Source organism: Acidiphilium sp. AL (assembly GCF_025499445.1).
Taxonomy (GTDB): Bacteria; Pseudomonadota; Alphaproteobacteria; order Acetobacterales; family Acetobacteraceae; genus Acidiphilium; species Acidiphilium iwatense.
Map to the genome: position 1 here is coordinate 130,835 of NZ_JAIMBZ010000005.1, position 25,708 is coordinate 156,542.

General features: G+C 66.2%; 22 protein-coding genes and 1 tRNA gene. 17 read left to right on the plus strand and 6 right to left on the minus strand.

Annotation, left to right across the window (positions count from 1 at the left end):
- Nucleotides 1-80: 80 nt before the first annotated feature.
- Both prfB and AiwAL_RS05930 read right to left on the minus strand, forming a co-directional pair.
- A protein-coding gene (gene prfB / locus AiwAL_RS05925; protein ID WP_262312308.1) for a peptide chain release factor 2 occupies nucleotides 81-1,212 on the minus strand; the annotation gives its coding sequence in 2 pieces (ribosomal slippage) (nucleotides 81-1,142 and nucleotides 1,144-1,212; 1,131 coding nt in all).
- Between the two features lie 32 nt (nucleotides 1,213-1,244).
- The gene (locus AiwAL_RS05930; RefSeq protein ID WP_235702798.1) at nucleotides 1,245-3,890 is read right to left on the minus strand and encodes a penicillin-binding protein 1A; all 2,646 of its coding nucleotides are present in this window, start codon (nucleotides 3,888-3,890) and stop codon (nucleotides 1,245-1,247) included.
- A 269-nt stretch (nucleotides 3,891-4,159) separates the two neighbouring features.
- On the opposite strand from AiwAL_RS05930, the gene AiwAL_RS05935 reads away from it, so the two are divergent.
- Complete coding sequence (locus AiwAL_RS05935; RefSeq protein ID WP_235702797.1) at nucleotides 4,160-4,735, plus strand: hypothetical protein; 576 nt, start codon at nucleotides 4,160-4,162, stop codon at nucleotides 4,733-4,735.
- 50 nt (nucleotides 4,736-4,785) lie between these two features.
- Here the strand turns inward: AiwAL_RS05935 and AiwAL_RS05940 are convergent, their stop codons facing one another.
- Nucleotides 4,786-5,577, minus strand: coding sequence for an N-acetylmuramoyl-L-alanine amidase (locus AiwAL_RS05940; RefSeq protein WP_235702796.1), 792 nt, complete (start codon nucleotides 5,575-5,577; stop codon nucleotides 4,786-4,788).
- A gap of 144 nt (nucleotides 5,578-5,721) precedes the next feature.
- Here AiwAL_RS05940 and AiwAL_RS05945 point away from each other — a divergent pair.
- The 3 genes from AiwAL_RS05945 to AiwAL_RS05955 all read left to right on the plus strand — a co-directional run bounded on the left by AiwAL_RS05945 (nucleotide 5,722) and on the right by AiwAL_RS05955 (nucleotide 6,515).
- Nucleotides 5,722-5,798, plus strand: a tRNA-Pro gene (locus AiwAL_RS05945).
- A 149-nt stretch (nucleotides 5,799-5,947) separates the two neighbouring features.
- The gene (locus AiwAL_RS05950; RefSeq protein ID WP_235702795.1) at nucleotides 5,948-6,226 is read left to right on the plus strand and encodes an addiction module toxin RelE; all 279 of its coding nucleotides are present in this window, start codon (nucleotides 5,948-5,950) and stop codon (nucleotides 6,224-6,226) included.
- Entirely contained in the window at nucleotides 6,210-6,515 is a 306-nt protein-coding gene (locus tag AiwAL_RS05955) for a DNA-binding transcriptional regulator (protein ID WP_235702794.1), read from the plus strand. The genes AiwAL_RS05950 and AiwAL_RS05955 overlap by 17 nt, the downstream gene beginning before the upstream one ends.
- Before the next feature lie 15 nt (nucleotides 6,516-6,530).
- Here AiwAL_RS05955 and tcyN read toward each other — a convergent pair whose 3' ends face one another.
- The 3 genes from tcyN to tcyJ are packed head-to-tail and all read right to left on the minus strand — an operon-like array spanning nucleotide 6,531 to nucleotide 8,775.
- The gene (gene tcyN, locus AiwAL_RS05960) at nucleotides 6,531-7,298 is read right to left on the minus strand and encodes an L-cystine ABC transporter ATP-binding protein TcyN (RefSeq protein ID WP_235702933.1); all 768 of its coding nucleotides are present in this window, start codon (nucleotides 7,296-7,298) and stop codon (nucleotides 6,531-6,533) included.
- Between the two features lie 14 nt (nucleotides 7,299-7,312).
- Entirely contained in the window at nucleotides 7,313-7,978 is a 666-nt protein-coding gene (tcyL, locus tag AiwAL_RS05965) for a cystine ABC transporter permease (RefSeq protein WP_235702793.1), read from the minus strand.
- Between the two features lie 5 nt (nucleotides 7,979-7,983).
- Nucleotides 7,984-8,775, minus strand: coding sequence for a cystine ABC transporter substrate-binding protein (gene tcyJ / locus AiwAL_RS05970; protein WP_235702792.1), 792 nt, complete (start codon nucleotides 8,773-8,775; stop codon nucleotides 7,984-7,986).
- 191 nt (nucleotides 8,776-8,966) lie between these two features.
- On the opposite strand from tcyJ, the gene AiwAL_RS05975 reads away from it, so the two are divergent.
- From AiwAL_RS05975 to AiwAL_RS06035, 13 genes are all read left to right on the plus strand, one after another.
- Nucleotides 8,967-10,193 carry an MFS transporter gene (locus AiwAL_RS05975; protein ID WP_235702791.1) on the plus strand — a complete coding sequence of 409 codons (1,227 nt, stop codon included), beginning with the start codon at nucleotides 8,967-8,969 and terminating at the stop codon, nucleotides 10,191-10,193.
- 91 nt (nucleotides 10,194-10,284) lie between these two features.
- Complete coding sequence (gene araD1 / locus AiwAL_RS05980; protein WP_235702790.1) at nucleotides 10,285-11,262, plus strand: AraD1 family protein; 978 nt, start codon at nucleotides 10,285-10,287, stop codon at nucleotides 11,260-11,262.
- Between the two features lie 81 nt (nucleotides 11,263-11,343).
- Nucleotides 11,344-12,642, plus strand: coding sequence for an MFS transporter (locus AiwAL_RS05985; protein WP_235702789.1), 1,299 nt, complete (start codon nucleotides 11,344-11,346; stop codon nucleotides 12,640-12,642).
- 279 nt (nucleotides 12,643-12,921) lie between these two features.
- A complete protein-coding gene (locus AiwAL_RS05990) occupies nucleotides 12,922-14,676 on the plus strand; it encodes a S49 family peptidase (protein WP_235702788.1) in 1,755 nt (584 codons plus the stop codon).
- A 298-nt stretch (nucleotides 14,677-14,974) separates the two neighbouring features.
- The gene (mraZ, locus tag AiwAL_RS05995; protein WP_235702787.1) at nucleotides 14,975-15,433 is read left to right on the plus strand and encodes a division/cell wall cluster transcriptional repressor MraZ; all 459 of its coding nucleotides are present in this window, start codon (nucleotides 14,975-14,977) and stop codon (nucleotides 15,431-15,433) included.
- The gene (gene rsmH / locus AiwAL_RS06000) at nucleotides 15,430-16,371 is read left to right on the plus strand and encodes a 16S rRNA (cytosine(1402)-N(4))-methyltransferase RsmH (RefSeq protein ID WP_235702786.1); all 942 of its coding nucleotides are present in this window, start codon (nucleotides 15,430-15,432) and stop codon (nucleotides 16,369-16,371) included. The genes mraZ and rsmH overlap by 4 nt, the downstream gene beginning before the upstream one ends.
- Entirely contained in the window at nucleotides 16,368-17,153 is a 786-nt protein-coding gene (locus AiwAL_RS06005; protein WP_235702785.1) for a hypothetical protein, read from the plus strand. The genes rsmH and AiwAL_RS06005 overlap by 4 nt, the downstream gene beginning before the upstream one ends.
- Nucleotides 17,150-19,267 (plus strand): penicillin-binding protein 2, encoded by a 2,118-nt coding sequence (locus AiwAL_RS06010; protein ID WP_235702784.1) that lies wholly within the window; start codon nucleotides 17,150-17,152, stop codon nucleotides 19,265-19,267. The genes AiwAL_RS06005 and AiwAL_RS06010 overlap by 4 nt, the downstream gene beginning before the upstream one ends.
- Nucleotides 19,268-19,271: 4 nt before the next feature.
- Nucleotides 19,272-20,720: a UDP-N-acetylmuramoyl-L-alanyl-D-glutamate--2,6-diaminopimelate ligase gene (locus AiwAL_RS06015; protein ID WP_235702783.1), complete on the plus strand. Its 1,449-nt coding sequence runs from the start codon at nucleotides 19,272-19,274 to the stop codon at nucleotides 20,718-20,720.
- On the plus strand, nucleotides 20,717-22,072 hold the full coding sequence (gene murF, locus AiwAL_RS06020; protein WP_235702782.1) for a UDP-N-acetylmuramoyl-tripeptide--D-alanyl-D-alanine ligase: 1,356 nt from the start codon (nucleotides 20,717-20,719) through the stop codon (nucleotides 22,070-22,072). Before AiwAL_RS06015 ends, murF begins: the two co-directional genes overlap by 4 nt.
- Nucleotides 22,072-23,160, plus strand: coding sequence for a phospho-N-acetylmuramoyl-pentapeptide-transferase (gene mraY, locus AiwAL_RS06025; protein WP_235702781.1), 1,089 nt, complete (start codon nucleotides 22,072-22,074; stop codon nucleotides 23,158-23,160). Before murF ends, mraY begins: the two co-directional genes overlap by 1 nt.
- Nucleotides 23,157-24,545, plus strand: coding sequence for a UDP-N-acetylmuramoyl-L-alanine--D-glutamate ligase (gene murD / locus AiwAL_RS06030; protein ID WP_235702780.1), 1,389 nt, complete (start codon nucleotides 23,157-23,159; stop codon nucleotides 24,543-24,545). The genes mraY and murD overlap by 4 nt, the downstream gene beginning before the upstream one ends.
- Nucleotides 24,545-25,708 (plus strand): FtsW/RodA/SpoVE family cell cycle protein, encoded by a 1,164-nt coding sequence (locus AiwAL_RS06035; RefSeq protein WP_235702779.1) that lies wholly within the window; start codon nucleotides 24,545-24,547, stop codon nucleotides 25,706-25,708. The genes murD and AiwAL_RS06035 overlap by 1 nt, the downstream gene beginning before the upstream one ends.

Here is a 25,708-nt window from a genome sequence, read left to right on the forward strand (position 1 = left end):
CGGATCGAGATTTGAGTGATCCATGCCTGACTATAGCCGAGGTGCGCTTCCATCCGCCAGTCTGTTGTTTTTTTGGCAACCTACCCCGCCTGCGCCGAGGCCTCGCTGCGGGTCGCGCCGACGCGGGCGGCGAGCGAGGCGGCCATGAAATCGTCGAGGTCGCCGTTCAGCACCGCGTCCGGGTTGCCGCGTTCGAGGTTGGTGCGCAGATCCTTCACCAATTGATACGGCGCGAGAACGTAGGAGCGGATCTGGTGACCCCAGCCGATATCGCGCTTCTGGCTTTCGGTCGCGGCCGATGCTTCCTCGCGCTTCTGCAATTCCGCCTCGTAGAGCCTTGCCTTCAGCATCGCCATCGCGGTCGCGCGGTTGCGGTGCTGGCTGCGATCGGTCTGGCAGGCGACGATGATGCCGGACGGGATATGGGTGATGCGGATCGCGCTTTCGGTCTTGTTGACGTGCTGGCCGCCGGCGCCGGAGGCGCGGAACGTATCGACCTTCAGATCCGATGGGTCGATCTCGATCTCGATGGTGTCGTCGATCACCGGATAGACCCAGACGCTGGCGAAACTGGTCTGCCGGCGGGCATTGGCATCGAACGGCGAAATCCGCACCAGCCGATGCACGCCGGCCTCGGTTTTCAGCCAGCCATAGGCGTTCAGCCCGGTGATCTGCAGGGTCGCCGACTTGATGCCGGCCTGCTCGCCTTCCGACTGATCGAGCATTGCCACCTTGTAGCCGTGCTGCTCGGCCCAGCGCGTGTACATGCGCATCAGCATTTCGGCCCAGTCCTGCGCCTCGGTGCCGCCCGCGCCGGCGTTGATTTCCATATAGGCGTCGTTGGCGTCGGCCTCGCCGGAGAGCAGGCTTTCGATCTCGCGACGCTTTGCTTCGTCGGCGATGCGCCGGAGCGCCGATTCAGCTTCGGCGAGCACGGCCTGATCGCCCTCGGCTTCGGCGAGTTCGGCGATGGCGACGGCGTCTTCGGTGTCGCGCTCGATCGCGCGCACGGCGTCGGTCTGGGTGATCAGGCGGGTGCGCTCGCGCAGCAGCGCCTGCGCTTCCCCGGCATTGTTCCAGAGTTGCGGGTCTTCGGCCTGTGCGTTCAGGCGGGCGAGTTTGTCGAGCGAGGCATCCCAGTCAAAGATGCCTCCTCAGCAGGGTCACGCTTTGCGTGATCTGCTCGGCGAGCGCTTGGGTTTCGGCGGACATGTCGATCAATCCATCATGAGAACCGGAGCGCGCTAATACAATCCGCCCAGGGTCTTGTCCACGCTCTGCGCCGGCGGCGGTTGCGGCGCCGAGCCTTGCGGATTGCCGCCATTGCCGGACGTGCTGCTCGCCGGATTGAAATCCTGCTGGCCGCCCTGGCCGGTACTGTTGGACAGCGAGCCGCCGAGGCCGAGCGGATTATCCGCAACTAACCCGAGATTCGATTGCGCGCCGGGAACCTGCCCCGGCTTGAACGCCTCGGCGACGGTCTGATTGCCGAACGAGACCTGATGCAGCGTCATCCCTTGCGGCGTCTTGAAGTCGATCACCGGCTGGCCCTTGAGGGCGATTTTCATGAACTGGTTCCAGGCCGGGCCGCAGACATTGCCGCCGGTCTGGTTCTTGCCGAGGTTGCGCGGCGTGTCGTAGCCGATCCAGCAGCCGGTGACCATTTGCGGCACGAAGCCGATGAACCAGGCATCGTTGAAATTGTTGGTCGTGCCGGTCTTACCCGCGACCGGCCGATGGATGCCGGCGACCGCCGGCACGCCGGTGCCGTATTCGGTCACGTTCCGCATCATCATGATGACCTGATAGATGCTGGCGGGATCGGCGAGCTGAGCGCCGGGCCGGTTCAGCACCGGGGGCTGATCGGCCGAGCCGTCCATGCAGTTCGCGCAGGATTGATCGGGCGCCTGATACAGGACATGGCCGTCCGGCGCGGTCACGCTGTCGATCAGCGAGGGATCGACCTGCCGCCCGTATTCGTCGAGCGCCGCATAGCCGCGCACCATGCGCCAGAGCGTGGTGTCGAGCGCGCCGATCGCCGCCGGGTAGATCAGCGGCATGTGATGCACGATGCGGAATTTTTCGAAGTTCGCCGCCACGTTGGCCAGTCCGACCCGGCGGACCAGATGCAGCGTGGCGAGATTGAGCGACTGCTCGATCGCGTAGAACACCGGCACCGGGCCGAGGAAATTCGTCTCGTAGTCGCCCGGCCGGTAGAGCTGGCCGTCGGCCATGCGCTGGGTGAACGGCGCGTCCAGAATGGTCGCGTCCGGCTGGATGCCGGCCTGCATTGCGGTGAGATAGTCGAACGGCTTGACGCTCGATCCCGGCTGGCGCTGCGCCTGGATCGCCCGGTTATAGGGGCTCATCCGGTTGCTCCAGCCGCCGACCATCACCCGCACCCGTCCGGTCTCCGGGTCCAGGCTGAGCATCGAACCTTCGACATGCGGGATCTGCTCCAGCGCGACCGTGCCGCCCTTGGTTTTCTTGTGCGGGTCGATCATGATTACGTCGCCCGGCTTGAGCATCTGGCTCATGCTGCGCAGCAGCGGGCCGGGCGTGCCGTTGATCATCGGCCTGCCCCACTGAATCGCGGCGAGGCTGAGCGTGCCGGTATCGGTCGTCCCCGAATTGTCGCCTTGCAGCCAGCCGATATGGGCGAGGCTGGGGGTTTCGTCGATCACCACGCCGAGTCGCCAGCGCCGGCGCAGCCCCGGCGGGGTCGCCTGCTTGGCCAGCGCCTTCGGCCAGCCGGTGGCAAGATCGGCGACATCAAGCTTCGCCACCGGGCCGTGATAGACGCCGAATTCGTGGTCGTAGGATTCCAGCCGGTCGCGCATCGCGTCCATCGCCGCCGCCTGCAGGCTGGGATCGAGGCTGGTGCGGACGATCAGTCCGCCCTCCATCGTGGTTTTGCGGCCGAACATCTGGACGAGCTGCGACTCGACGGCGTTGACGAAATAACCGGCCCCCGGCACCGGCCGCGCGCCGGCGGCAGCCTTGGGCAGCAGCGGGGCGGCGAGCGCCTGTTTCGCCTCGGCTTCGGTGATCGCGCCGTCATCGCGCATCCGCCTGATCACCCAGTTGCGCCGGTGCAGCGCGCGTTTGGGGTGAATGAACGGGTTGTAGTTGGTCGGCGCCTTGGGCAAGCCGCCGAGCATCGCCGCCTCGGCGACGGTCAGGCTGGACAGCGGCTTGTCGAAATAGGCCTCGGCCGCGGCGGCCACACCCCAGGAATTCTGGCCGAGATAGATCTCGTTCAGATAGAGGGTCAGGATGCGCTGCTTGCTCAGCGCCCGGTTGACCCGAAGTGCGAGGATCGCTTCCTTGATCTTGCGGGTGAAGTTGATGCGGTTGTCGAGCAGCATGTTCTTGACCACCTGCATCGTGATGGTCGAAGCGCCGAGCGGACGTTCGCCGGAGCCGAGGCGGGTGAGATCGACCAGGCCGGCGCGCACGATGGCGAGCGGGTCGATTCCCGGCTCGGTCCAGAAATTGCGGTCTTCCGCCGAAATGAACGCCCGCGCGACGACCGGCGGAATCCGGTCGTACGGCACATAGATGCGGTGCTGGGTGCCGAGCGCCGCGATCAGGCGGAAATCGCCGGCATAGATCCGGGTTTCCAGCGGCGGTTCGTAATGGCGCAATTTGGCGACACTGGGCAGGCCGCTGCTGAAATAGAGAAACAGACCGCCACCGACCACGAGCGCGCCGACCACACCGAGCAAGGCGAGACGGTAGATGCCGCGCGCGAGCACGCCCCCGGCGATGCGCCCGATGCCGGGCCGGGGCTTGCGGGCGCAGTTGCGCGGCTGGGGCGGCATTCCGGTGTTCCGACGCGCTTTATTCTCTTTGGCGAGCCGGTCGCCGGCTTTCAGTGGTCCAGGCATGGCGCGCTCCTTAGCACCCAATATGCGCCTGGGCGAGCATCACGACCGATCGTGCAACGGTTAATTCTTGGCAACACGTCTCAAAAAAGATAGTTAAATCACCCGGCGATACGGGCGAGCCGGCCGCTCGCCAGCCAGCGATCGGCGGCCAGCGCGACGCGTCCGGCATGAAGATGGCTAGACATATCGTTACAATAACTGTTACATTACGGCTTCATGAAAGCCTGTTAAGTTTCTCAAAAACGCTCACTTGCAAAAGGCAAACTTCCATGAAATCGAAATACAAACCATTTCTTGCGATATGTTTATGCTTTGGTTTGGCTGGCTGCGACACGTACACTGCCGCTCCCTACGGCGTCTCCGTGGGTAACGATGTCATCCTCAAGCATTTTGCTCCCGCCAACGTCACGGTCCGTCCGTTCACGGAAGCAAGCGATCCATCGATGCTGTGCAGGTTGGTTGGTCCGATTCATCTGCCTGGGAACGTGACACCTCAGGCATATATCACGAAAGCACTTTTCGATGAGTTGGAGCTTGCCGGCCTTACCTCGGGGTCAGGTCCGGCTGTGACGTTAACCGGACGGATCGACAAATTCAGCTTTGACAGCATGTTTGAGGAGGGTAGCTGGAATCTTGCGATTACGGTTGTTTCCTCAAACGGAGCGAAGTTATCCGTAAGCAACAAGTATGATTTTGCAGCCTCCTTTGTCGGAGACGCGGCGTGCCACAATGTTTCCGATGCCTTGGAACCGGCGGTACAGGCGCTTATCAGGAAATTGGTATCCGATCCCGGCTTTGCAGCATTGCTCAAAACCCAAGCTCAGGCCGGTCCTGGAAATGTTTAGGCTTTATCTGGAGCCGGCTCCTCGCACGTGAATCGAAAACGTGGTTGGACTCACCCGGCGATACGGGCGAGCCGGCCGCGCGCCAGCCAGCGTTCGGCGGCCAGCGCGACGCGTCCGGCGAGCAGGGCGCGGTAGCCGGGCGTTCGCAGCAGCGCCGCGTCGGCCGCGTTGCTGATGCAGCCCATCTCGATCAGGGTGGAGGGGATCAGCGGGTCGCGCAGCACGGCGAAATTCGCCGCCCGGTCGGGGTCGGGCAGCAGCAGGATGTGGCGTTCGAACTGGCCGACGATGCCGTGGGCGATCTGCTTCGAGCCGATCATGGTCGCATGAGTGGTCAGGCTGGCGAGAATCCCGGCCACTTGCGGGCTCACCCCGCGATATTGCGGGCTGAGCGGGCCGCGATCGTAGCTGTTCTCGGCATGGGCGATGCTGGCGGCCAGCGCGTCGGACGGCTTGCGCGACAAGGTGAACACCAGGGCGCCGCGCATCGCCGTATCGGTCAGGTGGTTGCAATGCAGCGAAATGAACAGATCGGCATGGGCGCGCACCGCCATCGCGACCCGGTCGGGCAGGGAGACGAACACGTCGCGCGTTCGGGTCATCGCGACTCGGTGGCCGCCGCGCGCGAGCGCCGCGCGGAGCGCAAACCCGGTGGCGAGGGTGATGGTCTTTTCCATGACCCCGCCGACCCCGATCGCGCCCGGATCATGGCCGCCATGGCCGGGATCGATCATGATGAGGGGGCGCAGCTCCGCGCTGGCGGATGACGGTGCGGCGAGGGCACCGGCCCCGGTCAGGCCGCCGGCGGCGAGCAGACGGAAAAGACGGCGTCGCGCGATCATCGGCGCCGCTCTTACCATGGATTCTCCAAAATATGCCACTGCGAACTGAAAAGACGAAGAAAAGTGATCGCGGGCTCCGAACCGAAATCAGCGACGCGGCCCCTGCCTTGCTTAGAGCCCGCCGCTTGGCTATAGGCCGCGCAACGGAGTGTAGCTCAGCCTGGTAGAGCACTGTGTTCGGGACGCAGGGGCCGGAGGTTCGAATCCTCTCACTCCGACCATCGAGAAAACATACCCAATCCGCTACGGCCGATAATTTTACGCCAACGGCGCATATTTCGCTTGATATTATACGCCAATGGCGTATTTTTGTGACTTGCGCATCGTTTGAATCAAGCGGTATCACAGAGATCTTCGGCGGCTGGGCGCGATGGAAGCCGACATCGCCGCGATCGAGACCGAGCTTGCGGCTCATCCGCAAGCCGGAGACATGATCCCCGGCTTGGCGGGTATCCGTAAGCTGCGGTTCCGGCTGGGCAATCGCGGTAAGCGCGGAGGCGGCAGAGCGATCTATTTCCTGATGCTGTCCGACGATACCGCCCTCATGCTCTTCGCCTACGCGAAGAATGAGCGGGAAGACATGACCCAAGAACAGCGCGCCGCTGCATTGGAAATCCTGAAGGAGATGCGTGATGGCGACGGTGAATGAGAGTTTTGGTGATGCCCCGGTTGAGGCGCTGCGTGAGGTGGCGGCATGGAAGCGGGGCGAGACCGCGCTCGAGGTCGTGAATATCGATCCGATGCCGCCCGAACGGGTGCGGGCAATCCGCCGCAAGGTGGCGCGGTCCGCGCGGGAGTTCGAGGCGTGTTTCGGTATTCCGGCTTCGACGATCAACAATTGGGAACAGGGCCGCCGCAAGCCAGACCCCGCTGCACGATTGCTTCTCAAGGTTATCGAGGCCGATCCCGAGGCGGTAAAACGGGCCGCTGCGGCGTAACGCCCCCGTTCGCGGCTAAAATCGGTCGGACGCCCCATTCTCGCGCAGGAATTTCTGCAGGAATTGCCGGGTCCGCTCGCTTTTCGGCGCGCGGAACAGCGCGGCGGCCTCGCCCTGCTCGACGATCGCCCCATCCGCCATGAACAGAGCGCGGTCGGCGACGTCGCGCGCGAAGCTCATCTCGTGGGTGACGATCACCATGGTCCGGTGTTCGCCGGCGAGATCGCGGATCACCGCCAGCACCTCGGCCACCAGTTCGGGATCGAGCGCCGAAGTCGGCTCGTCGAACAGAATGACGTCGGGTTCCATCGCGAGTGCCCGCGCGATCGCGACGCGCTGCTGCTGACCGCCCGAGAGTCGCCCCGGATACTCGTCGGCCTTGTTCCCAAGCCCGACTTTCGCGAGCAACGCCGCGGCACGCGACACCGCTTTATCGCGCGCCTCGCCCTTCACCACGACCGGCCCTTCGATGACGTTGCCAAGTGCCGTGCGATGCGGGAACAGATTGAAACTCTGGAATACCATGCTGACGCGAAGCCGCAGCGCATGGGTTGCCTGGCGTTTGCGCTTCGGCGGATCGTCGGCATCGACCACCACATCGCCGATTCTGATCCGGCCGGCGCTCGGCTGTTCGAGATAGTTGAGACAGCGCAGCAAAGTCGTCTTGCCCGAGCCGCTCGGCCCGATAATCGCCACCACCTCGCCGCGCGCGACATCGAGATCGATTCCGCGCAAGACCTCCTGCGTGCCGAAGCGCTTGGTCAGCCCGCGCACCTCGATCATCGGGCCGGGGTTGCTCATGCCGCCCGCCCCGGCAGTGCGGCCTGCCGTTCCATCCGCTCCTGCCCGTAGGCGAGCACGCTCGAGATGATCCAGTAGAGCACCGCCGCCATGAGATACATGGTGAAGACCTGAAACGTCCGCGCGGTGATGAGCTGAGCCTGGCGGAACAACTCGGGGACCTGGATCGTCGCGGCGAGCGCGGTATCCTTGACCAGGCTGATGAAGGTGTTGCCGAGCGAGGGAAGCGCCACCCGTGCCGCCTGCGGGATGACCACCCGGCGCATCGCCTGCGCGGTCGACATGCCGATCGAATACGCCGCCTCCCACTGGCCGCGCTCGATCGAGCCGATCGCGGCGCGGATCGTCTCCGAGGTATAGCCGCCGACATTGAGCGAGAAGCCGATCAGCGCCGCCGGAATCGGGTTGAGCCGGAGCCCGTACTGCGCCAGCCCGTAATAGATGATGAAAAGCTGCACGAGCAGCGGTGTGCCCCGGATGAACGAGACATAAGCCCGCGCGATCCGTTCCAACGGGCCTACCGGGGAAATTCGCATCATCGCGACGATGAAGCCGATGGCCAGGCCGAAAATCATGCCACCGACCGAGAGTTCGATCGTGTAGCCGGCGCCGATCAGCATTTGCGGCAGCGAACGCCAGATCAGGAGAAACGGCTCGGGCACCCCGGTCAGGAGACGTTGGTGCCGAACCAGCGGTCGGAGATGCGCGCGAGCGTGCCGTTCGCCTCCAGATGCCGGATCGCATGATCGATCTTGCCCAGAAGAACCGTGTTGTCCTTTTCCAGCGCGACGCCCATTTCCTGCTTGGCGAACGGCTTGCCGGCGGGGACGAACGGCCAGTTCGCGTGCTTGATCGTGTAGGAGAGCATCAGCCGGTCGTTGATCACCGCGGCGATCCGGCCGACCCGGAGATCCTGCAGCATCGTCGGGTCGTCCTGGTAGGTCACGATTTTCGCCGCCGGCACGTTGTGTTTGAGCCATGATTCGTAGTTGGTGCCGAGATTCACGCCCACCCGCTTGCCCGCGAGCGTTTTCGGTCCGGTGATCCCTTTGGTTCCCTTGCGGACGATGATCTGCATCCCCGAGATCGTGTAGGGCAGCGAGAAGGCATATTTCCGCTGGCGCGCCTTGGTGATCGTCACCTGATTGACGACCGCGTCGATGCGTCCGGTCTCCAGGCTGGCGAGCAGGCCGTCCCACGGGATCAGCACGAAATCCGGTTTCACCCCCAGCGTCTTGCACAGCGCGCGGGCGAAATCGGCATCGTAGCCGGTCAGCTTGCCGGCGCTGGTTTCGTAATCGAACGGCGGATACGTCCCTTCCATGCCGATCCTGAGCGTGCCGCGCTTCCTGATCTTGGCCCAGAGTGCGTCCGCCGGCGCGGTTCCGGCGAGGCCGGTCGCCGGCACGATGAGCCCGGCTGCGAGCAATGCGAATGTCGATCTGCGTCCGATGGTCATGACAGCGCTCCCCGATGTTTTTTCGCGGCACGGCAAGGCGCCGCCCGGCCCACATCCTCACGCTTTCGTGGACGCCGTCAAGCGAGCGCGGTGCCGTCTCACGGATTTGCGAGCCCGCCTTTTTTGTGGCTAAACGCGCCGCCGCCGGGCGGGGCGGCCACCACCGTTATCATCGAGAAGGGAAAAAATGCATGTCCGAACGGGTTGACCCGATGGCCGAGCCGGATGTCGCGGTGGCGCGCAAGGTGGTGGTCGCCGCCTTCCTGGGCTGGACGCTCGACGCGTTCGATTTCTTCATCCTGATCTTCACTTTTTCGGCGGTCGCCAAGACGTTTCATGTCGGCATCACCGCGGTCACCGTCGCAGTCACGCTGACACTCGCGATGCGCGCGGTGGGGGCGCTGATTTTCGGCCGGCTCGCCGATCGGTTCGGCCGCCGGCCGATGCTGATGGTGAACATCCTGGCGTTCTCGGTGCTCGAACTCGCCACCGGATTCGCGCCGACCCTGACGGCGTTCATGATCCTGCGGGCACTTTACGGCATCGCCATGGGCGGCGAATGGGGGCTCGGCTCGTCGCTGACCATGGAGACGATTCCGGTGCGCTGGCGCGGCTGGGTCTCGGGGCTGCTGCAATCGGGCTATCCGGCGGGATATTTCCTGGCGACCGTGCTGTTCGGCCTTGCGTTTCCCTATGTCGGCTGGCGCGGGATGTTCATGATCGGCGCGCTCCCGGCGCTGCTGGTGCTCTATATCCGTTCCTCGGTGCCGGAAAGCCCGGTCTGGCGCGAGATGGCGAAACAGCCCCGCGTGCCGGTTTCGACCGTGCTCAGGAAGCATCTCGGCCTGACGATCTATGCCGTGATCCTGATGATGGCGTTCAACTTCTTCTCGCACGGTTCGCAGGATCTGTATCCCAACGTGTTCCTCGGCGTGCAGCACCATTTCAGCCACGCGACCATCACCACCATCGCACTGATCTACAACGCCGGTGCGATCATCGGCGGCATCGCCTTCGGGGCGCTATCGCAGAGGATCGGGCGGCGCCTGACCATCGGCATCGCTGCCGGGCTCGCTCTGCCGTTGATTCCGCTCTGGGCGTTTTCGTCGACGCCGCTGATGCTCGGGCTCGGTGCTTTCCTGATGCAGATCTGCGTGCAGGGAGCATGGGGCATCATTCCGGTGCATCTGAACGAATTGTCGCCCAAGGAAATCCGCGCGACCTTTCCCGGTTTCGTCTATCAGCTCGGCAACTTCCTCGCCTCCTACAACGCGACCCTGCAGGCGAGTTTCGCGGCTTCGCATAACCACAATTATGGGCTGGCGATGGCGCTCGTGGTCGGCATCGTCGCCGCGATCATCGTGGTGCTGATGATCTTCGGCCGCGAGGCGAAGGATATCTCGATGGCGCATAGTTAGGATCGCCCGAGACGATCCATCATTCTTTCCCGATTGCCGTTCCCCTCGTTGTGGTTTAACGATAATCACCGATAGCCGCCACGGGGGGACGATGAGGCTGGTGCAATATCGCGAAGCGGGGGGCGTGCGCGCCGGCATCGCGCATGACAGCGCAACCATCGAGCCGCTGGCGATCGACGGCGGAACCTACGCGCTGGCGCAGGCGGCGATGGTTGAAGGCGGCATGGGTGCCGCGGTCGAGCGCCGCCGTACCGGCATTTCGGTCGATTATCAGGCGATCATCGATGCGGGGCAATTGTTGGCGCCGGTGATGCATCCCGATCCGGCGCATTGCCTCGTCTCCGGCACCGGACTGACCCATTTCGGCAGCGCCGATACCCGCGATTCGATGCACCAGGCGATCGACGAGCATGCCAGCGACTCGATGAAGATGTTCCAGCACGGCGTGCGCGACGGCAAGCCCGCGCCTGGCGCGGTGGGATTTCAGCCGGAATGGTTCTACAAGGGCAACGGGTCGTGCATCGTCGCACCGGGTGCGCCGCTCGGCTTTCCCGATTTCGCGCGGGATGGCGGCGAGGAGCCGGAACTGGTCGGGCTCTATATCGTCGGGAAGGATGGCACGCCTGCCCGCATCGGGTTCGCGATCGGCAACGAGTATTCCGACCACGTGACCGAGCGGTTCAACTATCTCTGGCTTGCCCATTCAAAATTGCGCGATTGCAGTTTTGGACCGGAACTGCTGATCGGCGAGGTTCCGGCCGACATTCGTGGTGTGAGCAGCATCCTTCGCGACGGAGCAAAAATCTGGGGCAAGCCGTTTGCGACCGGCGAGGCGAACATGTCGCACTCCATCGCCAATCTGGAGCATCACCACTTCAAATATGCCGGCTTCCGTCGCCCTGGTGACGTGCACGTGCATTTCATGGGCACGTCGGTGCTGAGCTGCGCGGATGGGGTGGCGCTCGACCCCGGCGATGTCATGCGGATTTCCGCCGAAGGCTTCGGCCGGCCCCTGGAAAATCCGCTCGGCGCGCGCAAGATCGTCAAGGTCGCCCTCGCTGTTCTTTAATGCTCAATCCTGGCCTCGGCGGTTCCATGCCGCCGCACCAATAAGAATGAGACTGACGGAATCATAAAGGAGGAAGAAGCCATGAGTTCGAGCGCCGCTGTGCCGCAAGTGGGAATGACCCGCTGGTTCCGGCTGATCCCGATCGCGATGATCGTCTATATCATTTCATTCATGGACCGGACCAATATCGCCTACGCCTTTGCCGGCATCGGCCATGATTTCCACGTGACGAAAGCGCAGGAAGGCACGGCGGGCGGGATATTCTTCGTCGGCTACGTGCTGCTGCAGATTCCCGGCGGCTGGCTCGCCGAACACTGGTCGGCGAAGAAATTCGTCGCCATCATGATCGTTTTCTGGGGCTTGATGGCGCTGGCCTGCGGGCTCGCGGAAAACTTTACCCAGCTTATCATCGCGCGGTTCTTTCTCGGCGTCGCCGAAGGCGGCATCTGGCCGGCGACCCTGGTGCTGCTCAGCCACTGGTTCCCGGTGCAGGAGCGTGCCCGCGCCTACGGGTTCTGGATCGCGAATCTCGCGATTTCCTCGATTATCACCCAGCCGCTCTCCGGCTTCATCGTCGTGAATTCGGACTGGCGGACGCTGTTCTTCGTCGAGGGCGCGCTGCCCTTCATCATCGCGCTGCCGCTGTGGCTGCTGTTCATCAAGGACCGGCCGGAAGATGCATCCTGGTGCAGCCAGCCCGAGCGCGACTACATCAACCGTTCGATCGCGCAGGACCGCATCAACGAACCGGCTCCCGGCCCGTTCTCGGATATTTTCAGATCCGCGACGGTGTGGAAGCTGGTTCTGGTCTATTTCCTGATTCAGGTCGGTTTCTACGGGCTGAACATGTGGATGCCGACGCTGCTGAAGGCGATGACCCATGACGGGTTCGGCGCGGTCGGACTGATCGCGGCGCTGCCTTACATCACTGCGGGGATCTTCCTGTGGTGCAACGGCTGGATGGCGGACCGCAATCGCCGCTACTCGTTCCACGTGTTGCTGCCGATGACGCTGGCTGCGGTCAGCCTGATCCTGTCGGTGGTGATCGGCGAGGCGATGGTCGTCCTGTCCATCCTGTTCCTCTGTCTCGCGATGGGTGGGGCGATGTCCTATGACGGACCGTTCTGGGCGGCGGCTTCGCGCACCTTGCCGGTGGCGCTGGTCGGCGGCGCGATGGGGCTGATCAACGCGCTCGGCAATCTCGGCGGCTATCTCGGCCCGTTCCTTGGCGGCTATCTGCAGGACATGACGCATAATTTCTTCGCGACCGCCGTGCTGTTCGCCGTCTCGCTGTTCGCCGCCGGGCTGGTGATGATGACGGTGACCGTCCGCGACGTGGCGCCGCGCGTCGGCGCGCCGGTGGCGAAACCGGCGGAGTAGACGAGCGATCGCCGAGGGTGCTGGCAACCGAGCCGGCACCCTCGGTCATGCGGTCGGTCCGGCCTATTGTCGGTCGCGCGGCGCGCCCGCATAATCGGGCAACCGAACTTGGTGCCCCGATTCGGAGGTTCGTCGATGCTGGTGAAGGCGTCCTGCGAACTTCCGAATCGGAAGGACACTAGCAAGCGTATGATTCTAGTGTGGTTTTTGGTTCTGAAGTTCCTAAAATCACCGCCGCGAATGCATAGGAACTTCAGAACCACCACACTAGAGGCCAGCATGAGCGACACCAGACCCACCCGATCCTTTCCGCTGCGCGTGCTCGCCGTGCTGTGGGGCATCGTGAAAGTGGTGGTGTTCGGGCTCGGCATCATTCTGCTCGTGTTGCTGCTGCTGTCCTACGGGGCGATCCGGCATTTCCAGACCGCCGAGGAGAAGCCGCTGCCCGAGCATTTCGCGCTGCTGCTCAACCTGACCCGCGCGCCGCCGGACGAAGCGGCGGAACCCGCGTGGCTGCGGCTCAGTTCGAGCGCGCGCCCCACCCTGGCCGATGCCATCGCCGCGATCGACCGCGCGGCGCATGATCCGCGCGTCACCGGGCTCGATATCGAGTTGGGCGGTAATTGCTGTTCGCTGACCACCGCCGAGGAGCTGCACAACGCCATCCAGCGGTTCCGCGACCAGACCGGCAAACCGGCGATCGCGCGGGCGATGTCGTTCGACGGGGTTTCCGGCCTCGGCGCCTATGTTGTCGCCAGTGCCGCGAGCAGCATCGAGCTGTCGGCGGCGGGGGATTTCGGCGTCACCGGCATCGCGCTGCAAACGCCGTTCGGCGCCGGGCTGCTCAAGAAGATCGGCGTCGATGCCCAGTTCGAGCATATCGGCGCCTACAAGACCTATCCGCAGATGTACACCCGGTCGCAGCCCTCCAAGGCGAATCTGGAGATGCTGAACAGCCTGGCGCATTCGCTCTACGCCTCGTCCCTCGCGCCGATCGCGGCACGGCTGCACGAGACCAGGGCGCAGGTGAAAACCATGCTCGATCAGGCGCCGTTCAGCCCGGATCAGGCCAGACAGGATCATCTGGTCGATGCGGTGCTGCCGCTGGACGCGCGGATCGACAAGTTCAAGGGCAAGACCGCGAGCCTTGCTCGTTACATCGCCGAGGCGCCGGCGCCGGCGGCGAACGCAACCAGGGTCGCGCTGATCGTCGCCCATGGCGATATCGCGGCACCGTCGGCGCGCGACAATCCCGGCGCGATCGACCCGCGCCGCCTCGCCCGCGAGATCGCCGCCGCGCTGGACGACAAGAATGTCAAGGCGATCGTGCTGCGGCTCGACACGCCGGGCGGCACCGTGACCGGCTCGGCGCTGATCGGCGCCGAGGTCGCGCGTGCCGCCGCCGCGCATAAGCCGCTGATCGTCTCAATGGGGGGGCTCGACGCCTCGGGCGGGTACTGGGTGTCGAGCCATGGCGCGGTGCTGGTCGCCGATCCGGCGACGCTGACCGGCTCGATCGGCGTGCTCGGCGGCAAGCTGAGTTTCGGGACGCTGCTCGACCGGATCGGCGTGACCGTCACCGGCGCGTCGCGCGGCGCGAACGCGCTGTTCGACAGCCCGACCACGCCCTGGACCAAGCCGCAGCTCGCCAGCCTCCAGGGCATGCTGAACCAGAACTACCAGCAATTCGTCGGCTGGGTCGCCTCCGGCCGGCACATGAGCGCGGCCCAGGTGAACGCGATCGGCCAGGGCCGGGTCTGGACCGGCGTGCAGGCCAAGAAGCGCGGGCTGGTCGACGAGATCGGCGGCTATCACACCGCGTTCGACGCGGTGCGCGCGGCGCTGAAACTGCCGGTCCATGCGCCGCTCGACATCGTCAACGGCAACGCGAAGCCGGGGATTCACGCGCTGCTGGTCAGGGCGTTTTCGAAAGCGAGCCCGCTCGGCCTTGCGCAACTGCCGCCGCAACTGCGCGCTCTCGTGGCGCTCGCGCATCTGCACCGGCTGTCGATGCCGCCGATCGAAATCCGCTAACCTTCGGTTACGGCCTCCGCTGCATCGGAGCAGACCGATGCTTGCGCCGCATCAGAACAAATTGGCAACATTTGAAAGGCGGGCAGGAGTCTGCTTACCGATCGTTAACGATTCCGATTTGTTGCCCTGCTAATCTGCAAATACCGTGATCCCGACGGTCGAATCCCTTTGACGCCCATGTTCGCCCATGATATCCCATGTCAACCCATAGCGATTCGGGTGCGTAGGTTTTGGCCTGGCATCGGGACGCTGACAGCGAGGCGCAACAGGCGAGACGAAGGGACCGCGACAGAGCCGGATGAGCCAGTTTCTCGGCACCCATCAGAACCGGCTGGACGCCAAGGGGCGGGTTTCCGTCCCGGCCACGTTCCGCGCGATGCTCCGCAAGGACGGTGAAGCAACCGGGCTGATCCTGCGGCCGTCCCACAAGCACGCCTGCATCGAGGCTTGGCCCGCGCCGGTGTTCGAGACTTTGGCCGAACAATTGCAGGGTCTCGACCTGTTCAGCGAGGCCCATGACGACATGGCCGCCGCGATCTACGCCGATGCCTACCCGTTGGACGCCGACAAGGAAGGCCGCATCCTGCTGCCCGAGCCGCTGGTCGCCCATGCCGGACTTGCCGATAGCGTGGTGTTCATGGGGCTCGGCCGGATTTTTCAGATCTGGGAGCCGCAAGCGGCGACGCGCCGGCGCGAGGAAGCGCGGGAGCGCGCCCGTGCGCGTGGCCTGACTCTGCCGGCGGGGGTTTCACCATGACCCGGCCGGCATCGGGTCATATCCCCGTGCTGCGCAGCGAGGCGGTGGCCCTGCTCGCGCCGCGCGACGGCGGCGCCTATCTCGACGGCACGTTTGGCGGCGGCGGCTATAGTGCTGCGCTTCTCGAGGCGGCACGCTGCACGGTGTGGGCGATCGACCGCGACAAGGCGGCGATCGCGCGCGGTGCCGCGCTCGCCGCACGCCATCCCGACCGGCTGCATCTGATCGAAGGGCGGTTCGGCGATCTGCTTGACTTGCTGGGCGACGTGGGGGTGGCGTCGCTCGACGGCGCGGTGTTCGATTTTGGCGTGTCGTCGTTCCAGCTCGACGATCCCGCGCGCGGCTTCTCGTTCCGTGCCGACGGACCGCTCGACATGCGTATGGGGGCGGCCGGAGAGACCGCCGCCGATGTGGTGAACACCCGGCCGGAAGCCGAACTCGCGGATATTCTCTATCAATTCGGCGAGGAACGCGCCTCGCGCCGGATCGCCGCCGCCATCGTCGCACGCCGGGCGGAGACGAAATTCGCAACCACCGCCGATCTCGCCGCGGTGATTCGCGGCGTGGTGCGGAAGGACAAATCCGGCATTGACCCGGCGACGCGCAGTTTTCAGGCGCTGCGCATCGAGGTGAACCAGGAACTCGCCGAGATCGAACGCGGCCTCGCCCAGGCGGCCACGCTGCTGGCGCCGGGCGGCAGGCTGGTCGCGGTGTCGTTTCATTCGCTGGAGGATCGCGTGGTCAAGCGCTTCATGAACGCGGCCTGCGGCCGGATCGCGTCGCCATCGCGGCACGATCCCTCGGGTCTGACGGCGCGCGCGAAACCCGCGTTCCGGTCCCTGACCAAGGGCGTGGTGACACCCGGCGCCGCCGAAGCCGCCGCCAACCCCCGCGCGCGCTCGGCGCGGCTGCGCGCCATCGAACGGCTCGCCGCATGATCCGCCCGGTCACCTTCGTCAGCTTCGCGCTCGCTCTGTCCTCCGGGGCGTGGATGTTCGTGGTCAAGCACCGCGCCGAGCAGCTCGACCGGCAGATCGGCGGGGTGACCGCGCAGATCCGTGCCTCCGAGCAGCGGATTCGCGTGCTCCGCGCCGAATGGGCACTGGAGACCGATCCGAACCGGCTGGCGCGGCTCGCCGCGATGTTCCTGCCGGCGTTGAAGCCGATGGCGCCGGACCAGTTGGTCACCTGGTCGCAGCTGGCGGATCGGCTGCCGCCGCCCGGAACCGCGGTGCCCAGCCTGCCGCTGCCGCCGCCTTTGCCGGATCAGGTGCCGAACGTTGCCGTGCCGGCCGGGCCGGTCGCTTCGGCGCAGCCGCCGGCGTCCGCGCCGCGATCCGCCGCACCAGCCCAACTGGCGGCGGCGAGTCCCGCCGCTGTGCATCGCGCCGCGGCGCCTTCGATCCGGCACGTCGCGCTGCGGACCGTGCGCCCGGTTGTCCATTCGACGACGGCCCACCCGCCGGTTCACCCGAACCCGATGCACCGCGTTGCGGTTGACCGCCCGATGCCCATCGGCCAGTCGGTCCTGGCGCCGCCGCGCCGGGCGGTTCGCCCGATGGGCGCACGGGTCATGACGATCACCGCGCATCCTGCACCGGTCCAGCCGGCAGTGCCGCGCTCGGAACCGGTCTCCGCGCCCTCGGCGCCGCAATCGGTGTTCGGCGGCTACGCCGCCAATCTGCCGCCGCCGCGCCCGGCCGGCGGGACCGTTCCGTGACCAGGGCGCCATCGCCGGACCAACCACCGCCCAACGGGCTGCGCCGTGCCGAACCATGGGGTGCCGCGCGGCGGCGCGGCGCGGCCGAGCAGGGTGCGACGCCGCGCATGGAGCATGTGCGGATCACCACCCCCGATCTCGCCCGCCGCGCCGCGCTCGGCGTGCTGCAGAAGCGGCTGATGATCGGCCTGCTCGGGTTTTCGCTCCTGTTCGCCGTGCTGGCGGGGCGGCTGGTCGATGTGTCGGTGATCCATCCGCTGAAGCCCGATGCGGCGGCGATCGCGGCGCAAACCCCGCGTACCAATATCGCCCTGCCGCCGCCGGCGCGTGCGGAAATCACCGACCGCAACGGCGTGATCCTCGCGGTCTCGCTGCCGGGTGCCGCACTTTACGCCAATCCGAAGCAGGTGGCCGATCCCGCGCTGGCCGCCCGGCTGATCGCGCGGACGATTCCCGGTCTCGATCCCGCCTGGCTCGAACACCGCATGGCCGACCGCAAGCGCGATTTCGTCTATCTCGATCGCGGGCTGACCTCGGCACAGGAACTCGCGATCAACCGGCTCGGCATTCCCGGCATCTATTTCGAGAATATCGAGCACCGGCACTACCCCGAGGGCGATCTCGCCGCGCATATCCTGGGCGGGGTGACGCCGGATCAGCGCGGGATCGCCGGGATCGAGGCGTATTACAACACGCGCATGACCGGCGAACCGGCGCGGCCCCTGCGCCTGTCGATCGATATCGGCGCCGAGGGAATCGTCCGCCAGGAAATCATGAAGGCGATGACCGACTGGGATGCGCGCGGCGCCTGCGGCATCGTGATGTCGGTGCGGACCGGGCGGGTGCTCGCGATGGCGAGCGTGCCGGACTACAACGCCAACCAGCTTGGCTCGGCACCGGCCGATGCGCGGTTCAACCGCTGCGTTTCCGGCGATTACGAGCCGGGCAGCGTGTTCAAGCTGATGACGATCTCGATGGCGCTCAATTCCGGCATGATCCATTACTGGGACAGGTTCGATACGTCCCATCCGCTACATGTCGGGCGTTTCACCGTCACCGATTTCGAACCGGTGCATATCTGGCTCGCGGTGCCGCATATCCTGGCGGTGTCGTCGAATATCGGCGCCTCGCGGATCGCGACCATCCTGGGGCCGGAGATCCAGCGCGCGTGGCTGAAGAAACTCGGCTATTTCCGCAGGCCCGACATCCAGTTGCCCGAGGCGCAGCCGGCGATCTATCACCCGAAATCGAGCTGGAAGCTGCTCACCACCATGACGGTGAGCTTCGGCAACGGCATTGCCATGTCGCCGCTGCAGCTGATTTCCTCGGTGGTGCCGGTGGTCAATGGCGGGGTGTGGTATCCACCCTCGCTGGTCGCGGGGCAACCCGGCGCGCCGCCGCCCGAAGGGGTACGGGTGATGAGCCAGCGCGCCTCGCTGCTGATGCGCAAGCTGATGCGCAACGTGGTGGTGGCGAAGAACGGCACCGGCGTCTATGCCAGGGTGCCGGGCTATCTGGTCGGCGGCAAGACCGGAACGGCGCAGGTGGTGGGCAAGAACGGCGCCTATCGCAAGCATCTGAACAACGCCTCGTTCATGGCGGCCTTCCCGATGAACCACCCGCGCTACGTGATCTATGTGGTGGTGCTGCACCCGCACGCGACCAAGAAGATGATGCCGTTCTGCTACGGCTTCACCACCGGCGGCTATGTCGCCGCCCCGGCGGTGGCGCGGATCATCGCGCGGATCGGGCCGATGCTGGGGATCATGCCGCTTTCGGGCGAGGCACTTACCGAGGCGCAGGATAAGCTCGCGATTCCGCTCGATCCTCCGGCGCCGCCGGGCCGGTTGGCACTGGGGCCGGGACATCCGTTCCCGCCCGGTGCCAGCAAATACGCCTATATCCTGGCGGGGCGGAAGCCGCCCGCCGCGATCGACGCGGCGGCGCACGACGCCGCATTGGCGCGCACCGAATTCTGGCAGCCGCTTGGTCCGGCGCCGGAGACGATCAGCACCCATGCGGCGCCGCCGCGATCGGTTCCGCTGCTCGGCGCGGGAGCGATGTCGCACCAGACCATGAATACCGACCGTCCGGTGCGACGTGCGAGGGGATGAACTGATGACCCGGCTCGCCCGCGCAGCGCCGTCGCCGCCCGACTGGGTTATCGGTGCCGATGCCGAGATCACCGGCATCACGGCGGATAGCCGCGCGGTGCGGCCCGGCATGATCTTCGCCGCCCTGCCTGGCGCGCGAGCGGATGGCCGCGCCTTCATCGCCGATGCGGTGGCGCGCGGGGCCGCTGCCGTGCTGGCGCCGGAGGGGACGGCGTGGCCGGCCTGCACGCCGCCGCGTCCGCTTCTGGCCGATCCCGAGCCGCGCCGGCGACTGGCCGAGATCGCGGCCCTGCTCGCCGGGCCGATGCCGCGCACCATCCTCGCGGTGACCGGCACCAACGGCAAGACCTCGACCGTCGATTTCCTGCGCCAGATCATGACCATGGCGGGGCGAAGCGCCGCCTCGCTCGGCACGCTCGGGCTGATCGCGCACGGGTTTCCGCCCGGTGCCAACCTCACCACCCCCGATCCGGTGAGTCTGGCCGAGACCATGGCGCGGCTGAAATCGGCGGGGATCGAGCATGTCGCCCTGGAAGCCTCGTCGCACGGGCTCGATCAGCACCGGCTGGACGGGCTGCGCCTCGCCGGCGCCGCCTTCACCAACCTCACCCGCGACCATCTCGACTACCACGGCGACATGGCGGCCTATCGCGCGGCGAAATTGCGCCTGTTCGCCGAACTGTTGGCACAAGGCGCGCCGGTCGCGGCGATGGCCGATCTGGATGCCGAAACCCTCGCGGCACTGCGCGATATCGTGCGGCGCCGCCATCTCGACCTCATGACCGTGGGCGAGGGCGGGACCGCGATCCGGCTGATGCAAGCGCGCCCGCTGCCCGAGGGGCAGGCCCTGGCCATCGCGGCGAATGGCGCCGTGCGCGAGATCGTGCTGCCGTTGCCCGGCCGGTTCCAGGCGGACAACGCGCTGCTTGCGGCCGCCCTCGCGCGCGCGACCGGCATTGATGCGGCGCTCGATCATCTGGCCGCACTCGCGCCGGTGCGCGGCCGGCTGGAACGCGCCGCCGTGCTGGCCAACGGGGCTGCCGCCTATGTCGATTACGCCCATACCCCGGACGCGCTGGAGCGGCTGCTCGCCGCATTGCGCCCGCACGCTTCGGGACGGCTGATCCTGGTGTTCGGCGCCGGCGGCGATCGCGATCGCGGCAAGCGCCCGCTGATGGGTGAGGTCGCGGCGCGCGCGGCTGATATCGCCATCGTCACCGACGACAATCCGCGCGGCGAAGACCCGGCCACGATCCGTTCGGCAATTCTGGCGGCTTGCCCGGATGCCATCGAAATCGGTGACCGGCGCATCGCGATCGAAGCCGGAATTTCGCTCCTGTGCTCTGGCGATGTGCTCGCCGTTGCCGGCAAGGGGCACGAGCAGGGGCAGATTGTCGGCAATGCCGTGCTTCCGTTCGACGATGCCTCGGTCATCCGGGAACTCGTGGGATGAGCGCGCTCTGGACCGAGGCGGATCTGGCGATCGCCACAGGCGGCGACTTCCTGCGCGGCGGTTTCGCGGCGGATGGGATTGCGATCGATTCCCGCGCCCTGACGCAAGGCGATCTATTCGTCGCCCTGGAGGCCGCGCGCGACGGGCATGATTTCGTCGCCGATGCGGAGCAGAGGGGCGCTGCCGGCGCGCTGGTGTCGCGCGACGTCGGTACCGGACCGGCGCTGGTGGTCGAGGACACGCTTGTCGCACTCGGGCGGATGGGCGAATTCGCGCGGGCGCGTTCATCGGCCCGCGTCGCCGCCGTGACCGGCAGCGTCGGCAAATCGACCACCAAGGAAATGCTGCGGCGCATTCTCGGCGCATTCGGACCTGTTCATGCCGCCGAAGCCTCGTTCAACAACCATATCGGCGTGCCGCTGACCCTGGCCCGCCTGCCGCGCGACGCGGCGTTCGCCGTGGTCGAGATCGGCATGAACCATCCGGGTGAAATCGCACCGCTCGCCGAAATGGCGCGTCCCCATGTCGGCGTGATCACCACGGTCGAGGCCGCGCATATCGGGCTGATGGGCTCGATCGAGGCGATCGCCGACGAGAAAGCCGAACTGCTGCGCGGGCTGGTGCCGGGTGGCGCTGCGGTGCTGCCGCGCGGGCCGCATCTGCCGCGCCTCGCCCGCCGCGCGCCGGACGGGACGACGATCATTTCCTTCGGCACCCAGGCGCTGGCCGAAGCACGGCTGATCGAAGCCGAAAGCGATGCGGATGGCGTGGACGTCACCGCGAATATCCTGCGCCGCGTGGTGCGGTTCCGGCTCGCCGCCCCCGGACGACACATGGCGATGAACGCGGTCGCGGCGCTGGCGGCGGCTGCGGCGCTCGGGCTCGATGCCGAACCGGCGGCTGCGGCGCTCGACGGTTTCGCGCCGCTCGCTGGGCGCGGCGCGCGCCGGTCCGTCGCCGTCGGCGGCGCGACGATCACCATGCTCGACGAAAGCTATAACGCCTCCGGCGCTTCGGTGCGCGCGGCGCTCGGCGTGCTGGCCCTGCAAACGGGGCGGCGCGTGGTGGTGCTGGGCGACATGCTGGAACTCGGCGATTTCGCGGAAGCCGAGCATCGCGATCTTGCTCAGCCGGTCGGCGAGACCGCCGATCTGGTGTTTGCCTGCGGGCCGCATATGCGCACGATGTTCGACGATCTGCCCGCGCGAATTCAGGGCGCGTGGGCGCCGGATTCCGGGGCTTTGGCGCCACTGGTCCGCGCCGCTCTGCGCGACGGCGATGCGGTGTTGATCAAGGGCAGCCTGGGGTCGCGAATGCGCGCGATCGTCGCGGCGCTGGAGGGGCACACCTGATGCTCTACGCGCTGCTTCTCCCCCATGTCGCCGCGTTTCACGCGCTCAATCTGTTCCGCTACATCACGTTCCGCGCGGGGGGCGCCTGCATCACCGCGCTGATCGTGAGTTTTCTGCTCGGCCCACGCCTGATCCGCTGGCTGAAATCGCTCCAGCGCCAGGGACAGCCGATCCGGCTCGACGGGCCGGAGCGCCATCTGCTCGAAAAGAAAGGCACGCCCACCATGGGCGGCGTGCTGATTCTGATCGCGCTCGGGGTTTCCACTCTGCTCTGGGCCGATCTGCGGAACGGCTACGTCTGGGCGGTGCTGATGGTCACCATCGGCTACGGGGCGCTCGGTTTCGCCGACGATTTCCGCAAGCTGACCAAGCGCAACACCAAGGGCGTGCCGGGGCGGGTGAAATTGTTCGTGCAGGCGCTGCTCGGCCTGGGTGCGGCGGTGTGGATCACCCGGCTGATGCCCGCCGCGATCGCCGACGATCTCGCCGTGCCGGTGTTCAAGCATCTGATGATCCCGTTCGGCGCGGCATTTCCGCTGATCGCCATGGTCGTGATGATGGGCGCCTCCAATGCGGTGAACCTCACCGACGGGCTGGACGGGCTTGCCATCGTGCCGACCATCATCGCGGCCAGTGTATTTGCCTTGATTGCGTATCTGGTCGGCAACCGGATTTTCGCGCATTATCTGCAGATCAATTTCGTCCCCGGCACCGGCGAACTCGCGGTGTTCTGCGCGGCATTGATCGGCTCGGGGCTTGGCTTTTTGTGGTTCAATGCACCGCCGGCGGCGGTGTTCATGGGCGATACCGGCTCGCTCGCCCTAGGCGGCGCGCTCGGCTCGGTCGCGGTCGCGACCAAGAACGAGATCGTGCTGGCGATCACCGGCGGGCTGTTCGTGGTCGAGACCGTATCGGTGATCGTCCAGGTGTTCTGGTACAAGCGCACCGGGCGGCGGGTGTTCCTGATGGCGCCGCTGCACCATCATTTCGAAAAGAAGGGCTGGGCCGAACCCACCATCGTCATCCGCTTCTGGATCGTCGCGATGATCCTGGCGCTGGCGGGGCTGGCGACCCTGAAAATCCGATGACCGGCGCCGCGACATCCTGGCCGCTTGTGTTCGCGGGCCGACGCTTCGCCGTTCTTGGCCTTGGCCAGAATGGCTTGCCGGCGGCGACCGCGCTCGCCACGATGGGCGCCGATGTGACCGCGTGGGACGACGATGCGGCCAAGCGGGACGCCGCCGCTTCCGCCGGAATTGTGCTGGTACCGCCAAGCGAATCGGCGACGCTCGATGCGCTGGTTCTCTCGCCGGGGATTCCGCATCGCCTGCCCGCGCCGCATCCCGAAGCGGCCGCGGCCAGCGCGCGCGGCGTGCCGATCCTGTCCGACGTCGAGCTGCTGTATCGCGCGGCGCGCGCCGCCGGCAGCCGCGCGCGGTTCGCCGGCATCACCGGCACCAACGGCAAATCGACGACCACGGCGCTGCTCGCGCACATCATCGGCGCGGCGGGGATTCCGGTTGCGGCCGGCGGCAATCTCGGTCCCGCCGCACTCGCGCTGCCGCTGCTGCCCGATCACGGAATTTATGTGCTCGAAATGTCGAGCTACATGTTGGAGCGAATCGCGACGATGCGCTTCGATGCAGCCGCGATGCTGAACATTACGCAAGACCACCTCGACCGCCATGGCAACATGGCCGGATACGAAGCTGCAAAAGCAGCGATTTTTGCGCGCCAGACCGGCGCCGATGTCGCGGTGATCGGAATCGACGACGAGCCCTCGCGCGCGCTGGCGTCGCGCATCGCGGCATCGCCCGCGCGGCTGATCCGCATTTCGGGTGCTGCTCACGCCGATGTTTGCGCCGAAGGACGGGTGCTGCGCGATCATCAGGGCGTGATCGCCGATCTTGCGCGGGCACACGCATTGCCCGGTTCGCACAATGCGCAGAACGCGGCAGCGGCGGCGGCGATAGCGCTTTTCCTCGGCGTGAAGCGCGCGACGATTGCGCTGGCGCTGGCGAGTTTTCCCGGCCTGCCGCATCGTCAGGCGCTGATCGCGACCGTCGACGGCGTGGCGTTCATCGACGACAGCAAGGCGACCAATGCGGACGCCGCCGCCCGCGCGTTCGATTGCCATGACCGCATCGTCTGGATCGCGGGCGGGATCGGCAAGGAAGGCGGAATCGAGTCGCTGGCGCCATGGTTTCCGCGCATTGACCACGCGCTGCTGATCGGCCGCGATGCCTTGGCATTCGCGAAAACCCTCGAAGCGCACGGCGTTTCCTACGATATCGCCGAAACCCTCGACCGCGCGGTGCCGGCGGCGTTCGGCCATGCGCGGGCGCGCGGGGTGAAGACGGTTCTGCTTTCGCCGGCGGCGGCGAGCTTCGATCAGTTCGCCAATTACGGCGCGCGGGGCGACCGATTCGCAGAACTTGCGCGCGCCCTCGGCAATTTCGCGGAGGCGCGCTGATGCCGGTTCTGTCGCGCGCGGATACCTCGATCGTCGGGCGCTGGTGGTGGAGCGTGGACCGGGTGATGCTCACCGCGCTGATCCTCCTGGTCGGCATCGGCTATGTGCTCGCCCTCGCGGCGACGCCGGCGACCAATCTGGCACTGTCCGATCCGCGCACCCTGGTGATGATCAAGCAGATTGTCTATCTCGCGACCGGCGCCGTCCTCATGGTCGGCACCTCGATGCTCGATTTGAAGCAGGTCAAGCTCGCCGCACTCGGCATCGGCATCGTCTTTCTGCTCCTGACCGGATTCACGCTGGTTCATGGCGTGACGATCGACGGCGGGCGGCGCTGGATTTCGCTGCCCGGCTTCACCATCCAGCCTTCGGAATTCCTCAAGCCGGCGCTTATCGTCGCGACGGCGTGGCTGCTCGCCGAGCGCCGCCGCACGCCCGGATTTCCCGGCCTGTTCGCCGCACTCGGCCTGAACGGCCTGGTTCTGCTGATTCTGCTGCGCCAGCCCGATGTCGGCTCGACCGCGCTGGTGGCGTCGACCTTCTTCGTGCAGTTGTTTCTCGACGGGCTCGATCTGTTCTGGGTCGGCATCGCGGTGATCGGCTTCGGAGCCGCCGGCTTCGCCGCCTTCGAGTTCATCGCCCATGTGCATATGCGGGTGATGCTGTTCCTGCACCCCACCAAGGACAAGGCGTATCAGGCGATCACCGCCTTGTCGGCGTTCGGCAATGGCGGGTTGTGGGGGCGTGGTCCGGGCGAGGGGCAGGTGAAGCATTACCTGCCGGATGCGCGGGCGGATTTCGTGTTCGCGGTGGCCGGCGAGGAATTCGGACTCATCGTCTGCCTCGGCATCGTTCTGGTGTTCGCGGTGATCGTGTTGCGCGGCCTCGCCCGCGTGCTGCGCGAGACCGATCTATTCGTGGCGCTCGCGGCATCGGGGTTGCTCGCGAGTTTCGGGCTGCAGGCCTTTATCAACATGGCGTCGTCGCTGTCGCTGATTCCGACCAAAGGGATGACCTTGCCGTTCATTTCCTATGGCGGTTCGGCGGTGCTCGCGGTCGGGCTGCATATGGGATTTCTGCTGGCACTGACGCGCAAGCGGCATCATGCGGAACGCAGCGCCGAATTCGGCACCGGCTTTGGCGCACAGGATCACACTTCATGA